Annotated in this window: 11 protein-coding genes and 1 other annotated feature; of the genes, 8 read left to right on the forward strand and 3 right to left on the reverse strand. The window is 27.0% G+C overall.

The annotated features are described in order from the left end of the window. The first annotated feature begins 2 nt into the window (after positions 1–2). Positions 3–2,009: a HAMP domain-containing sensor histidine kinase gene (locus ABFX13_RS10780; RefSeq protein ID WP_346045822.1), complete on the forward strand. Its 2,007-nt coding sequence runs from the start codon at positions 3–5 to the stop codon at positions 2,007–2,009. Positions 2,010–2,048: 39 nt separating this feature from the next. Here ABFX13_RS10780 and ABFX13_RS10785 read toward each other — a convergent pair whose 3' ends face one another. Continuing rightward, positions 2,049–5,480 carry a pyruvate carboxylase gene (locus ABFX13_RS10785; RefSeq protein WP_346045824.1) on the reverse strand — a complete coding sequence of 1,144 codons (3,432 nt, stop codon included), beginning with the start codon at positions 5,478–5,480 and terminating at the stop codon, positions 2,049–2,051. 345 nt (positions 5,481–5,825) lie between these two features. Between ABFX13_RS10785 and ABFX13_RS10790 the strand changes: the two genes are divergently transcribed. The 3 genes from ABFX13_RS10790 to ABFX13_RS10800 all read left to right on the forward strand — a co-directional run bounded on the left by ABFX13_RS10790 (position 5,826) and on the right by ABFX13_RS10800 (position 9,483). Beyond that, the gene (locus tag ABFX13_RS10790) at positions 5,826–6,521 is read left to right on the forward strand and encodes a hypothetical protein (RefSeq protein ID WP_346045826.1); all 696 of its coding nucleotides are present in this window, start codon (positions 5,826–5,828) and stop codon (positions 6,519–6,521) included. 252 nt (positions 6,522–6,773) lie between these two features. Beyond that, entirely contained in the window at positions 6,774–8,441 is a 1,668-nt protein-coding gene (locus ABFX13_RS10795; protein WP_346045828.1) for an MFS transporter, read from the forward strand. Positions 8,442–8,562: 121 nt separating this feature from the next. Further along, positions 8,563–9,483, forward strand: coding sequence for a DUF2232 domain-containing protein (locus ABFX13_RS10800; RefSeq protein WP_346045830.1), 921 nt, complete (start codon positions 8,563–8,565; stop codon positions 9,481–9,483). Positions 9,484–9,514: 31 nt separating this feature from the next. Here ABFX13_RS10800 and ABFX13_RS10805 read toward each other — a convergent pair whose 3' ends face one another. Together ABFX13_RS10805 and ABFX13_RS10810 are read right to left on the reverse strand one after the other, a co-directional pair. Next, a complete protein-coding gene (locus tag ABFX13_RS10805) occupies positions 9,515–9,928 on the reverse strand; it encodes a DUF3783 domain-containing protein (protein ID WP_346045832.1) in 414 nt (137 codons plus the stop codon). Between the two features lie 259 nt (positions 9,929–10,187). Next, entirely contained in the window at positions 10,188–11,255 is a 1,068-nt protein-coding gene (locus ABFX13_RS10810) for a M24 family metallopeptidase (RefSeq protein ID WP_346045834.1), read from the reverse strand. Positions 11,256–11,415: 160 nt separating this feature from the next. Here ABFX13_RS10810 and ABFX13_RS10815 point away from each other — a divergent pair, with 160 nt between their 5' ends. The 4 genes from ABFX13_RS10815 (at position 11,416) to ABFX13_RS10830 (ending at position 16,385) form a co-directional block, all read left to right on the forward strand. After that, positions 11,416–11,835 carry a hypothetical protein gene (locus ABFX13_RS10815; RefSeq protein WP_346045836.1) on the forward strand — a complete coding sequence of 140 codons (420 nt, stop codon included), beginning with the start codon at positions 11,416–11,418 and terminating at the stop codon, positions 11,833–11,835. A gap of 56 nt (positions 11,836–11,891) precedes the next feature. Beyond that, on the forward strand, positions 11,892–12,977 hold the full coding sequence (mnmA, locus tag ABFX13_RS10820) for a tRNA 2-thiouridine(34) synthase MnmA (RefSeq protein ID WP_346045838.1): 1,086 nt from the start codon (positions 11,892–11,894) through the stop codon (positions 12,975–12,977). A 132-nt stretch (positions 12,978–13,109) separates the two neighbouring features. Continuing rightward, positions 13,110–13,331: a binding site (T-box leader), on the forward strand. Positions 13,332–13,431: 100 nt separating this feature from the next. Beyond that, a complete protein-coding gene (alaS, locus tag ABFX13_RS10825; protein WP_346045841.1) occupies positions 13,432–16,077 on the forward strand; it encodes an alanine--tRNA ligase in 2,646 nt (881 codons plus the stop codon). 47 nt (positions 16,078–16,124) lie between these two features. After that, positions 16,125–16,385 (forward strand): IreB family regulatory phosphoprotein, encoded by a 261-nt coding sequence (locus ABFX13_RS10830; protein WP_147546510.1) that lies wholly within the window; start codon positions 16,125–16,127, stop codon positions 16,383–16,385. Position 16,386: the final 1 nt, after the last annotated feature.

A 16,386-nucleotide genomic window follows, 5' to 3' on the forward strand; every position in this document is an offset into this window, starting at 1 on the left:
AAATGGGAAAATTAAATAAAGGTAATAAATGGATAAAAATTGTATTTTTAATTATATTTTTGATATCAACTTCAATATTTTTAGCAACAGGGCAAAAAATGATAGAGGGATATGAATTTCATTATATAAAACAAAGTAACTTATTAGAAAAAAGTAATAAAATATATGCAGATAATTTTTTTGAAACGGATAACTTTGATAATCAAATTCTTCAAAATTTAATAGATAGAATGGTGGTAGCGACTTCAAATTCAGGTGATTATGAAAATGAATCTATAGAAAATGCAAAGAAAGATTTAAGTGAATTTAAAGATGTAAAGTTTTTTATAAAAAATAATTCAACAGGTAAAATTTATACAAATACTAATTATGAAAGTAATAAAGTTTTTAGAGAAAATCAAAAGGATTATTGTAATATAGAAATTGATTTAAATAATAATGAAGGCACATATACAAAAATAATCGATAAAAAAAGATTATCATCAAGTATATATTCAAATTATTTTTGGGTAATGCAAGATAAACCAGAACCTATATCAATAAGTATATCAATTCCAAAACAGATAAATAATTATGAGCCATTTGGATTAAGGGCATATCAAGATGATTTTAAACATTCACGTAATAATATAGATATTTTATTTAAAGTTTTAATATCTTCTGGTATTATAAGTATAATTTCTTTAATAGCGTGTATAAAAGCTAAAGGAAAATTTATTAACAAGGATGGGTTACTTTTAAAAATATATAGAAGAATACCTATAGAAATTTACATAATAGGTGTAATTATATTACTTTTTCCTATGTTTTTAGGTTTTAGTTATATTATATCGATTATTAATAAATTCATAGCTATTACATCGATTATAATGTGGATAATTTACTTTAAAAATCTAGATGAAAAGAAAGCTTTAATAACTAATAGTATTACTTATAATATATGTAGATTTTTTATAAACATAATTAAAAATATTATTAAGTATAAAAATAAATTACCTTTAATAAAGAGATTAATTTTAGTAGAATTAGTGATAGTAATTATTGTAGGTTTAATATTTATATTTTTATATACTACTTGGTATTGGCAAGACCCATTTTTTATGCTAATTGCAATAATTGGTTTTTTAACTTTAAGCTTAATTATAATAACAGGGATTATATTAAATAAAATAGATTATTTAGATAACATAATAGAAGGAACTAAAAAAATAAAAAATGGAAATATAAATCATAAAATAGAAGTAAAAGGTAATGATATATTGGCTACATTTGCACAAGATATAAATAATTTGAGTGAAGGTCTTGAAAGTGCAATAGATGAAAAGTTTAAAAGCGAGAGAATGAAGGCTGAACTTATAACAAATGTAAGCCATGATTTAAAAACTCCATTAACTTCTATAATAAATTATGTAGATTTAATAAAAAAAGAAGAAAATATACAACCTGAGTATTTAAAAGATTATATAAATGTATTAGACAATAAATCAAAAAGATTAAAAATTCTTATAGAAGATTTATTTGAAGCTAGCAAAGCTAGTAGTGGCAATATAGAACTTAATATAGAAAAGTTAGATTTAAACCAATTATTAAGACAAAGTATTGGAGAAAATGAAGAAAAACTTACAAATTCTAATTTGAATTTAAAAGTAAACTTACTAAAAGAACCTGTATATATAAATTGTGATGGGAAAAGAATGTATAGGGTATTTGAAAATTTATTAATAAATATTTCTAAGTATTCACTTGAGAATACTAGAGTTTATATAGACATGAAAGTAGATGAAGATAAAGTATATTTATCTTTTAAAAATATTTCAGCTTATGAACTTAATTTTGAAGCAGATGAAATAATTGAAAGATTTAGAAGGGGAGATTTATCTAGAAACACAGAAGGTAGTGGATTAGGACTTGCTATTGCTCGTGATTTGGTGGAACTTCAAGATGGAAATTTTGATATACAGATAGATGGAGATTTGTTTAAAGTAAAATTAGAATTTAAAAAAGTATAAAGAGCAATAAAAAAGAACCTGTATACAGGTTCTTTTTTATTATTTCATTTCTACTAATAATTGTTTATCCTTGACAAGTTCATCTTGTTTTACAAGTATATTTTTGATTATTCCATCAGTTTTTGCAACTATAACAGTTTCCATTTTCATAGCTTCAATAACTATAATCGCCTCATTTTTCTTAACAGATTGATTTTCTTTGACGAAAACTTTAGCAACTTTTCCTGGTATACTAGCACCTATTTGTAATAGATTGTTCATATCTGCTTTTAATATATCTTTTATATTTGAGCAGTGGTTGTTATCCTTTATTTCAATATCTCTTATCATTCCATTTAGCTCAAATGATAAGGTTCTTGTTCCATCTTCTTTTACATCTCCAATTTCTATCAACTTTATAGTTAGAACTTTACCTTCTTCAATTTCTACCTCACATTCTTCACCAATAGATAAACCATAGAAGTAAACATGACTTTCAAGTTTAGATATATCATTATATAATTGTAAATGCTTTAGATAGTCTTCATAAACCTTAGGATATAGGGTATAACTTAATATATTTCTGATATTTGAATCCATTTTAAATTTATCATCAAGATAATTTTTAATACTTTCAAAGTTCTCATTTTCTATTAATGTTCCAGGTCTAGTTGTTATAGGTTTATCTCCTTTTAATACTATTTTTTGAATATCCTTAGGAATGCCACCTTCAGGTTGACCTATCATACCTTTGCAATAATCAACTACTGAGTCTGGGAAAGCTAAGTTTTTCCCTTCTATTAATATATTATTTTTATCAAGTTTATTTTTTACCATAAATATAGCTAAGTCACCAACCACTTTAGATGATGGAGTTACTTTTATGATATCTCCTAATATATCATTTGATTCTTTATATTTTTCTTTTACTTGGTCAAATTTATCAGATAAACCTAAGCTATCAGCTTGAGGTTTTAAGTTAGTATATTGACCACCAGGTATTTCATATTTATATATTTCAGCAGATGGATTACTTAAATCACTTTCAAATTTAGAATATACTTTTCTCAAATCTTTGTAATAATTTCCTAATTCTTCATATCCGTATAAATCTATTTTAGTATCTCTTTCTGTATTTTTTAAAGCTTCTACAATAGCATTTAAAGATGGTTGGCTTGTAAGAGACGACATTGTTTCAAGTGCAGTGTCTACAATATCAACACCAGCTTCACTAGCCATTAAAAGAGTTGCAACACCATTTCCACTAGTATCATGTGTATGAAGATGAATAGGAGCATCTACATTTGCTTTTAACTCTTTTATAAGCTTATATGCTGCATAGGGCTTTAAAAGTCCAGCCATATCTTTTATACATATTATATCTGAACCCAATTCTTCTAACTGCTTAGCCATATTTATATAATATTCTAAGTTATATTTACTCTTTGATGGATCTAGAATGTCTCCTGTATAACAAATTGTAGATTCTACTATTTTTCCAGTTTCAAGAGCTGTATAAATAGATGGTTTCATATTTTCTACCCAGTTTAGAGAGTCAAATATTCTAAAAATATCTATACCTTTATTAGCAGATTCTTTTAAAAATTCATTTATAACATTATCTGGATAATTTTTATATCCAACACCATTAGAAGCTCTAAACAACATCTGAAACATTATATTAGGTATTTCTTCTCTTAATCTTTCTAATCTTAACCATGGAGATTCTTTTAAAAATCTATAAGCTACATCATAAGTAGCACCTCCCCACATTTCAAGAGAAAATAAATCTTTCATATATTCATTTGTTGGTTTAGCTACTTTTAGTAAGTCATAGCTTCTAAGTCTTGTAGCAAGAAGCGATTGATGAGCATCTCTCATTGTAGTATCTGTTATTAATAATTTTTTCTCATTTTTTATAGTATCTATATATTTTTTCTTACCAAGTTTATTAAATAAATCTCTACTGCCTTCTTTATTTACAATAGAATCTTCTAACCTAGGAGTATATATAGTTTGGAACTTAGGCTTTTTACTACATTTATTTTCATTAACTATTGTATTTCCTATAAATTGCAGTAATTTTGTTCCTCTATCTTTACTTTCTTTTATATCAAATAAATCAGGGTTTTCATCAATGAATTTGGTACTACATTTTCCATTTGCAAATATTTTATTATTTAAGACGTTAATTAAAAATCCAACATTTGTTTTAACTCCTCTAATTCTAAGTTCTTTTATAGAACGGATAGTTTTATTTATTGCCCCTTTAAAAGTTCTATCCCAAGAAATTGTTTTAACTAATAAACTGTCATAATAAGGGCTTATAGTAGAACCTGTAAATCCATTGCCACCATCAAGTCTTATACCAAATCCTGAACCAGTTCTATAAACTTGAACTTTACCTGTATCGGGCATAAAATTATTTTTTGGATCTTCAGTTGTTATTCTACATTGAATAGAGTAGCCTCTTATTTGTATATCTTCTTGATTTTTAATATTTATTTGTTCATCATCTAATCTATGACCTTGGGCAATTAATATTTGACTTTGAACTATATCAATTCCTGTTATCATTTCAGTAACTGTATGCTCAACTTGAACTCTAGGATTCATTTCTATAAAATAAAAATTTTCAGTTTCATCAACTAAAAATTCAAGTGTACCAGCATTTACATATCCTACATGTTTAGCTATTTTTACTGCACATTTACATATTTTTTCACGCAATTGAGTAGATAATGAAAATGCAGGAGCATATTCAATGATTTTTTGATGTCTTCTTTGAACCGAGCAATCTCTTTCATATAAATGAACAATATTTCCATACATATCACCAAGTATTTGAACTTCTATATGCTTAGGATTTTTTATAAATTTTTCTATAAAAATTATATCCTCACCAAAAGCTTTTTTAGATTCACTGCAAGCAGTTTCATATTCTATGCCTAAATTATTTTCATCATATACAACTCTCATACCTCTACCGCCACCACCATTAGAGGCTTTAAGCATGATAGGATATCCTATTTGACTGGCAATTTCCTTAGCTTCTTCAATACTCTTAATAGGTTTGTCAATACCAGGAATAGTAGGGACACTTACGTTTTTTGCTATTTGTTTAGAGTTTATTTTATCTCCCATCATATTCATTATATCTGCAGATGGACCTATAAATATTATTTTATTTTCTTCACATTTACGTACAAACTCTGGATTTTCAGATAGAAATCCATATCCAGGATGTATTGCATCTACGTTTTTTTCTTTAGCTAGTTTTATTATGGAATCTATATCTAAATAAGCATCTATAGGACCTTTGTCTTCTCCAATTAGATAAGATTCATCAGCCTTAGTTCTAAATAATGAATATTTATCTTCTTTACTGTATACACACACACTTTTTATTCCTAATTCAGAGCAAGCTCTAAATATTCTAATAGCAATTTCACCTCTGTTAGCAACAAGTATCTTATTTATTTTTTTAAGCATAAAAGTAAAAACTCCTTTCATTTCTTTTGATATTAAAGAGTATATAGTATTTAACTTTAATTTTAAATAGTAAAAATAAAGTTCTTTAATAAATAAAATGAATATATATAATTGAATAATTTTTATAGTTTGAAAATATATAATTATCTTATTAAATAGGGGTCAAAAAGTTTAAAATCCTTAAAATATATAATTACCTCATAAAATTTAAGTGTATTGCTTTTAAAACTTTAAAATAGGAATGCTTAAATAGTTTAAGGCATAGAAAATTAAAGAAAAGTGTTAATTTATAATCTATGTTATAATACTTAAGTATTTAAAAAAATTTTATAAAGGAGTACTTAAATGAAAAAAATTAGATATTATTTTGTTATATCATTTATATTAATCGCTTTATCATCCATAATGTTTTTTATACATTATCTAATTTTTGGCCAAGCAATAAACACTGCATACTATTCTCTTATGAATTTATGTTTTATTCCCATAAACAGTTTAGTTGTAACTATAATGCTTGAAAAATTAATAGATTACAGAGCTAAAAAAGATAGAATCGAAAAAATAAATATGCTAGTTGGTGTATTTTTCACAGAAGTTGGTGGGAAATTAATGCATCTTATTATAGATGCAGATAAAGATGCAAAAAATTACATAACAAATTTTGAGGATTTAAATAAAATAAAGAAATCTTTATATGAATATAATTATAAAGTTAATATGAATTATATAGATTTGTGTACAATAAAAAATATATTAGTAGAACATAGCAATTTGTTTGTAACATTAATAAGTAATGAGAGTATACTACAACATCAAATTTTTACAGATTTGCTTATGTCTGTAATTCACTTGAGAGATGAAATTATATTTATGGAAAAAGATAATGAGTTAGAACTTAATATAAACCATTTAGAAAATGATGTTATAAGAGTATATAAAAATATTTCAATACAGTGGATTTCATATTTAGAATACTTACAAAAATCATATCCATTTTTATACAATAATGCAATAAGAGTTAATCCATTTAAGTTTGATTAAAGAGAAGTGAGAATAGTTTTTTATTCTCACTTCTTTTTTAGATTTTAGAAATGAATAAATAAATTTTTTATGGGTATATGAATGATAGATAAAAGAAACTAAAATTTAATAAATTAATTAATGTAAGTTAAAAATTGTAGTTGTTTTAGGATAGAATATCTTAATATTATATTTTAAAATGATTATAACTAAACTAAAATAATGAATCTTACATTAATTAAGGCAAAATTTAATTAATAGGAGTGTATTTTTATGAGCGAATCACAGAAGAAAAATAGTACAGGTATAGCTATGTTAGTTTTCTTACTTGGAATTTTTATGGGGGCTATGGATTCAGGAATAGTATCTCCAGCAAGAAATGTAATAGCAAATGGACTAGGAATAACTGAGTCAGCTAGTGTATGGATGATAACTATATACACATTAGCTTATGCTGTTTCTATGCCAATTACAGGGAAGCTAGCGGATACATATGGTAGAAAAAAGGTATATATGATATGTGTTATATTATTTGCCACAGGTTCATTACTTTGTGGAGTATCTGATATGGTAGGTAGTTATCAATTTTTATTAATTTCAAGAATAATACAAGCAATAGGTGGAGGAGGTATAATGCCAATTGCCACAGCTTATATAGGAGCTTCTTTCCCAGAGGAAAAAAGAGGTTCAGCTCTTGGTATGGTAGGTGGAGTATATGGTATAGCAACAGTACTTGGACCTACATTAGGAAGTTTCGTACTTTCAATGGCAGGAGATAGTAGATGGGGATTTTTATTTTTAATAAATGTTCCAATAAGTATAGTTATAGTAATTGCTGCATTAAAACTTAAAGAAAACAAAAAAGAATCTAAAGTTAAAAAGATGGATATATGGGGCTCAGTTGTATTAAGTATTATGGTTGCATCAATAATGTATTGCTTAACAAACTTAAAATTCTATGATTTTGCAAAATCAATTCAATCAATTGATGTATGGCCTTACTTAATAATATTTATAGTTTTTATTCCTTTATTTATAGCTGTAGAAAAAAGAGCAGAAGATCCTGTTTTAAATTTAAACTTCTTTACAAATAAGCAAACAGCATTAACATTATTTTTAAGTTTTGTAGTTGGATGTGGGCTTATGAGTACAGTATTTTTACCACAATTTTCAGAGAACGTATTAAGAATTAAAAAAGGTAGCGGAGGTTATGTAGTAACATTATTTGCTGTGTTTACAGGTATCGCAGCACCTTTAGGTGGTAAATTTATAGATAAGTTTGGAGTTAAAAAATTACTTTTACTAGGTTTTGGCGTAAATATAATAGGGGTGTTATATCAAGCATTAGTAACAGCCAATCATCCAAATTTTATAAACTTAACAATAGGATTAGTATTTATGGGAGCTGGTATGGGATTTACTATGGGAACTCCAATAAACTACTTAATGATGAGTTTGGTTAAGCCTGAAGAGATATCTATGGGGCAATCAACTGTATCATTACTTCGTTCAATAGGGGTTGCAGTTTCGCCAAACTTACTTATAAATTTTGTATCAGATGCAGGTAGAAAGGTACCAGGTGCAATTGAAAAAGTAATGCCACATATTCCAGGAGGTTCTTTAGGAAGCGGGCATATGTCTTCTCAAATGATGGATAAGTTTCAAAATGCAGATGTTACAACTATATTTAATACTGTAAAATCATTTGTAGAAGCTATGTTTAAGGGGCTTCAACACACAATGGGTAATAATCCTAATATGCATTTTGATATATTGAAAAATAACTATTTAGTTAGTTTAGATAAAGCTAAACCAGCAATAGAAAATGCATATCAGTATACTATGAATCAAGGGTATGCACATTTATTTATAGGAACAGCTGTTATTGCATTATTAGGGTTAATTGCATCTTTATTTATAAAAAATCATAAAAAAGCTTAAGAATAAATATATAAAAAATAGTTATCTTTAATTAAAGATAACTATTTTTTATATATTATTGTAAAATTTAGTATATGATATAATATACTAATATTAATAAAACTAAGAAAGAAGGAGTTACATGGAAATAAGAAAAATGACTGAAGCAGCTATTATGTCTGCTTTGTTTGTAGTTTGTAGTATTTTTGCAATATCAACAGGTTTTTTATATGCACTTTATATAGATATGATAGTTCCAATATTTATTGCAATTATATACTTAAGATGTGATTTTAAGTTTAGCGCACTTTCTATGTTAATTTGTTTAGTTATAATAGGTTTAATCATGGGAGATATAGCTTCAGCAATTTGTATGAGTCAAAGTATGATAATTGGAATTATGTGTGGTTTTATAATTAATAAAAAAACTAAAATGCTAGATGACTTATTTTATTTAAGTATAATATCTTGTTTTATAATGGTATTAGTAGATGTTTTATTTTCAAACTTAATTGGATTCAGTATTATGAAGGACTATCAACAAATGTTAGCTAAAGTTCCAATTAGTGAAAGCATAAAATCTTCGTTAGTATATATTCTTATTGCAACTCTTCCTTTAGGAACTATAATAATGACTTACTTTGGAAGTTTATTTATAGGAAGCAGAATAAAGTGTTTAAAAGAAGTAGCCAGTCAAAAGTTTTATATATTAAAGAATATAAGAAAGTATGCAAATTTTATATTTTGTTCTAAAATTACAGTATATATAGGATTATTATATTTACTTATTCTTCAAATTAAAGATTTAACTGGATTTGAGATAAATCATGTCTACTTACTTACAGTGACAGAAACTATAAAATATATAATTTATTATTTTTTAATAAGGGATGCTTATGCATATCTTAGGCTATATACTTATCAAAGAACTAAATCTATAAAAGTTTTAAATATAATGGGAATGGCTTTTTTAGGTTCATTAGTTTTAAAATTTAAAATAAGTTTTTGGATAATATCAATTATTTCATTTTTTTATGTTCCAAGAAAACTTCAGACAATATAAAAACCTCGTAACTTTTATTACGAGGTTTTTATTAATGGTTAATAGGTTTACCAGCTTTTAAAGCTTCACGCTCTTCTAATAAATTACTTACTAAAGTATTTACATCCCAATTTAAAGAAGTTTCTGTAACTACAGCTATTAAAGGGTTAGGTATTCTAAATTTTTTTAATGCATCTATAAAAGAATGTATTTTAGAATGGTCAACATTATTAAATATAACAGCTTTATGTATTAAACCATTTTCACAGTTATCATCTAATTTTCCTTCTAAAACATCTTTAATCAAAGAATTTCCATTTTTAGGAGTAAGAATTATTTTTTCTTTAATTCCTATTAAACCACATATATTTTTTAACATAGTCAATTCTTTATTATTAAAATTGTATAATATTGCACAAGCATTTTCATTAGAAGTAGATAATTTATTTATATTTTGAAAACTCATATTAACCTCCAAAAATATATTAATATTATTATTAATACCTATTTAAATTTATTCTAAACATTATAAATAATAATTTGTACTTAAGTATTAGAATTTAATATAATTGGAACAACTCCAAACACTACTTAGAAAACTAGCGTAATATGGATAGTATTATTTACAAATTTATAAAGTGTAGGAGAAATGCGTTTTTCTTTAGTATTAAAAAACTTGAGAAAATGTCAGAATAGCAAAAGTGAGCTAAATTAGCTCACTTTTTTTATAAAATCATAAGTTCTTTAGGGAACTTAGTAAGTATCTCTATTCCATCATCTTTTACAAGTACAGTATCTTCTATTCTAACTCCACCAAACCCTGGAATGTATAAACCAGGTTCCATAGTTATTATACAATTTTTTTCTATTACCTTACTTCCATAGTTACCTAAAAATGGTTCTTCATGAAGGTCCATCCCAACACCATGACCTATTCCAGGATAGTAAAACTCTTCATATTTTTTTATAACTTCTCTTATAGCTTGATCAGGCTCAAAAGCTAATACTCCAGCTTTTATCTTACTAAGACCTACTAATTGAGCTTCTTTAACAAGATTATAGATTTCTAAGTGTTTTTCACTAGGTTTTCCTACTATAAAAGTTCTAGTCATATCTGAAATATATCCATTATATTTAGCACCAAAATCTATAGTAACAAAATCTCCATCTTCTATTAATTTTTTATCTGGTTTACCATGAGGAAGAGAAGTTTTAGCTCCTGAAATTAAAATAGTTTCAAATCCTATTTCATCAGCACCATTCATTTTTAAGTAAAATTCAAGTCTAGCACATAATTCCTTTTCACTAACTCCAACTTTTATGTGAGGAACTAATTCTTCAAGCGCTTTATCACTTATTTCACAAGCTTTTTTTATATAACTTGCTTCGGTTTCATCTTTTATATATCTTAAAGATTCTACAATTCCATCAGTTCCCACAAGTTCTATATCACATAACATATTTTTTAAAGCTTCATATCTATCAAAAGTTATATTACTTCTTTCAAAACCTAATCTCTTTACATCATTTTCCTCACAAATATGACTAACTGCTTTTATAAGATTTCTATCAAATAAATGCCAGTTAACAACTTCAAAACCTACACATTCTTTCTGAGCTAATTCAGTAAATCTACCATCAGTTATAAGATAAAATTTATCTTTGCACGCTAAAACAAATGCAGCTTCATCTGTAAATTTACTAATATAATTTACATTAGAGCGTTTTGTTAAAAATATTGCATCTAAATTATTCTCATTGAGTAATAATGAAAGTCTGTCTGTTCTTTTCATAATTGTCCCCCTTATAATAAGAAAATGTTTTCTTGATGATATTATATCAATAGTTAAGGATAATTTAAATATTTTAAAGATAAACACTTGTTATAAGCACATCAAAAAAGATATTATAGTATATAAAGTTTTATCTAAGATAAGTTTAAAGGAGTAATTTATGAATAGAGCTAAATTTTTAAAATATTTAACTTTAAAAATATCAAAGAGGCCAAATAAGGGAAAGCATATAATAGTAAAAAAAATTTTAGAGAAAATATTAGAAAAAGTATCTAAAATTTTAATAGTTCCGCCAATTGTGTTTACTGGTGTGATGATTATGGGTATGCTATTACTGTTAGGAATGAGTATGTTTACTATAAAATTTTTTCCTTATTTTGTTCATATGCTGGATACTAGATTAATATTAGGAACTATAGGTATTGTTATTAGTTTAGTATTTATTAGTTTAAGTATAATTGGATGGCCTATATATATAATAGTTTTAGTAGGTGGAATTTGGTTTATAAGATCATATAGAAAATTTATAAAAAATCATTATTTATATAAAAGAGCAAATGATTTTATAGATAGGATATAGTTAACACTTTAAAAAATAAGTCAAAGTATATATAATATAAAGAACGAGGTGATAATATGAAAAAGAGAGTAATGATCGGTATGAGTGGTGGGGTAGACAGTTCTGTTGCCGCATATCTTTTAAAAGAACAAGGCTATGATGTAATAGGAGTTACTATGAAGTTATGGCAAGATGATGATGATGAACTTATAGAAAATGAAGGCGGATGTTGTTCACTTGCAGCTGTTGAGGATGCAAGAAAAGTTGCAGATAAAATAGGTATACCTTTTTACGTATTAAACTTTAGCGATGTATTTAGAGAAAAAGTAATAGAACCATTTATAGATGAATATTTAAACGGGAGAACGCCAAATCCTTGTATCGCTTGTAATAAACACATAAAATTTGATGACTTTTTTAATAAAGCACGTCAAATAGGATGTGATTATGTAGCTACAGGGCATTATGCTAAAATAGAAAAAGATGAAGAAACAGGTAGATATTTACTTAAAAAGTCTGTTACGGATAAAAAAGATCAAACTTATGCATTATACAATTTAACTCAAGAACAATTAGAACATACTTTACTTCCAATAGGAGATTACGAAAAAGATAGAGTAAGAGAAATTGCAAAAGAAATTGGTATAGATGTTCATAATAAACCAGATAGTCAAGAGATATGTTTCGTAAAAGATAATGACTATGCTGGATATGTAAAAAAACACTCTAAAAGAAGAATTGATCCAGGATTTTTTGTAGATACTAAAGGAAATGTATTAGGAAAACACAAAGGCATAATAAACTATACTATAGGTCAAAGAAAAGGACTAGGAATAGCATTTGGTAAACCTATGTTTGTAGTTGATATAGATCCTATTAAAAATACAGTTGTATTAGGAGATAACGAAGATATATTTTCAAATGCATTAATAGCTAAAGATGTAAATTTAATATCAATTGATGATATAAAAGAACCTATAAGAGTACAAGCTAAGGTAAGATACTCTGCAAGACCATCTGATGCTACAGTGACTAAAGTAGGTGAAAATACGATTAAAATAGTATTTGACGAGCCTCAAAGAGCTATAACTAAAGGTCAATCAGTAGTAATGTATGATGGAGAAAAAGTTGTAGGTGGAGGAATAATAGAAAAAAGTCTATAATAAAAATTCACTTTGCTTGAGCGACGTGTCGGCGAATTACTTCATAGTGTCAACGGCTACGTACGTTGCTAAAAAAACTATTGATTATTTTGATGAAATTTAGTAATATAACATAATCAGGTAGTATATAATTTAAATACAATGAAGAGAAGTAGTAGATTAATTGATGTTTTACAGAGAGAGGGTTATGGTGAGATCCCTTATAATAGATTAATTGAAGCAGTCTTGGAGTATCAACTTTGAAATTAAGTAGGAGTTGACGGTAGTTCCGTTATAACTTAAGGTTTTCCGAAGATGCTGTAGATTTTTTACAGTAATTAGGGTGGTACCGCGAGATATATCCTCGCCCCTATAGTATTATAGAGGCGGGGATTTTTTAATTATTAAGAAAGTTATATTCAAAATAAGTATAATTTTCAATCGAATAAATACATAAATCAAGGAGGAATTTATAATGCAAAAAATGGGATTAAACGAAATAAGGAGTAAATTTTTAAAATTCTTTGAATCAAAAGGACATTTAGTTCAACCAAGTTATTCATTAGTGCCACATAACGATAAAAGTTTATTATTAATAAATGCAGGTATGGCACCGCTTAAAAATTATTTTTCAGGTACAGAAATACCACCAAGTAAGAGAATGACAACTTGTCAAAAGTGTGTAAGAACTGGAGATATAGAAAATGTAGGAGTTACAGCTAGACATGCTACATTATTTGAAATGCTTGGAAACTTCTCTTTTGGAGATTACTTCAAAGAAGAAACATTAAAGTGGGGGTGGGAATTTGTTACAGAACACCTAAACATACCACAAGATAAAATATGGGTAAGTGTGTACTTAGAAGATGATGAAGCTTTTGAAATATGGGAAAAAGAAATAGGTATACCAAAAGAAAGAATAGTAAGATTAGGTAAAGAAGATAACTTCTGGGAAATAGGTACAGGTGCTTGTGGACCATGTTCAGAAATACATTTTGATAGAGGCGAAGAATATGGATGTGACAACCCAGATTGTAAACCAGGATGTGACTGTGATAGATATTTAGAGTTTTGGAACCATGTTTTCTCTCAATTTAATAAAGATGAAGAAGGAAATTACAACCCACTTGAAAATAAGAACATAGATACAGGTATGGGTCTTGAAAGAATAGCTTGTATAATGCAAGGTGTTGATACTATATTTGACGTTGACACTATAAAGCATATATTAAATGCTGTTGAAAAAATGACAAACTCTACTTATGGAAAAGAATATAAAGTTGATAAATCTATAAGAATAATAACTGACCATATAAGAAGTGTAAGTTTCTTAGTTGCAGATGGAGTATTACCATCAAATGAAGGTAGAGGATATGTTCTTAGAAGATTACTTAGAAGAGCAGCAAGAAATGGAAAGTTACTTGGAATGAAAGAGCCTTTCTTATATAAATTAGTTGATGAAGTTATAGCTGTAAGTGGAGAAGCTTACCCAGAGTTAGTAGAAAAAGCAGACTACATCAAAAAAGTTATAAGAATAGAAGAAGAAAAATTCAATGAGACAATAGATAAGGGAAGCGAAATATTATCTTCATATATAGAAGAATTAAAAGCTAAAAATGAAAAAACTCTAAGTGGAGAAAATGCATTTAGATTATATGATACTTACGGATTCCCAGTTGACTTAACTAAAGAAATTTTAGAAGAAGAACATCTAGAAATAGATGAAGAAGGATTCCAAGCTGAAATGGAAAAGCAAAGACAAACAGCAAGAGATGCTAGAGGAAATATGGACTCAGAAGCATGGAAAGAAGATGCTATAGCTAAGTTAGATAAAGATATAGTTACAGACTTTGAAGGATATGAAACTTTATCTATAGAATCAACTGTTAAAGGAATTGCTAAAAACAACGAATTAGTAGAATCAGCTTGTGTTTCAGATGAAGTTGTAATAGTTCTTGATAAAACTGCTTTCTATCCAGAAGGTGGAGGACAAGTTGGAGATAAAGGTTTTTTAGTTAACAAAAATGAAGATGTAGTTTTAGAAGTAATAGATACTAAAAAAGGACCAAATAACACTATAAAACACGTATGTGTTGTTAAATCAGGAATAATAAATGTTGGGGATGTAGTATATACTAAGGTAGATAAAGAAGTAAGATTAGCTTCAGCTAGAAACCACAGTGCTACTCATATACTTCATAAAGTATTAAAAGAAGTTTTAGGAGAACATGTTAACCAAGCGGGATCACTTGTAACTCCTGAAAGATTAAGATTTGATGTAACTCACTTTGAGGCTATATCAAAAGATGAATTAAAACTTATAGAAGAAAAAGTAAATGATATAATATTTGAAGCATTAGATATAACTTGTGAAAATATGAGTATGACAGATGCTTCTAAAAAAGGTGCTACTGCATTATTTGGTGAAAAGTATGGAGATGAAGTAAGAGTTGTATCTATGGGAGATTATTCAATAGAATTATGTGGAGGAACTCACTTAACAAACACTGCTCAAATAGGTATGTTTAAAATACTTTCTGAAGGTGGAGTTGCAGCTGGTGTAAGAAGAATAGAAGCTATAACTGGTAAAGAAGTATACAACTTCCTAAACAATAAACAACATTTAATAAATGAAGTATGTGCAACTATAAAAGCTAAAGAAGATAATTTAAAAGCAAAAGTAGCAAACTTATTAGATGAAACTAAATCATTAACTAAAGAATTAAATGAAGTTAAAGCTAAAATGAGTTTACAATCTGCAGACTCTATATTAGACTCTAAAGTAGATATAAATGGAGTAAACATAGTTACAGCTAAGTTTGAAGATATGGATATGGACACACTTAGAAACACTGCTGATACTTTAAGAGATAAATTAGTTTCAGGGGTAGTAGTGTTAGCAAATGTAGCAGGAGGAAAAATAAACTTTGTTGCTACAGCTACTAAAGATGTAATTGAAAAAGGAGTTCATGCTGGAAACATAGTTAGAGAGGTTGCTCAAACAGCTGGTGGAAAAGGTGGGGGAAGACCTAATATGGCACAAGCTGGAGCACCAGATGTAACAAAAGTTGATGATGCTTTAAATCATGCAAAAGATGTGTTAAAATCTCAAGTAAAGTAATAAAAACAAAAAACAAATAAAAATAAAAGAAATAGGGGTGTTGTAGTATGAATGAAAATATGGATTATACAATGAAATTCGAAGGTATAACATCTGAACAAATGAGTGTTAGTGAAGCTATAGATGTAGTTTATAGCGCTCTTAAGGAAAAAGGATACAACCCTATAAATCAAATTATAGGCTATATTCTTTCAGGAGACTCTAGTTATATAACAAGTCATAATAATGCTAGAGGAATCATGAAAAAATTTGAAAGAGATGAAATTTTAGAAGAGGTTATAACTTATTATTTGAACAATAGAAAGTAGG

The organism is Paraclostridium tenue (assembly GCF_039521565.1).
Lineage (GTDB): Bacteria > Bacillota > Clostridia > Peptostreptococcales > Peptostreptococcaceae > Paraclostridium > Paraclostridium tenue.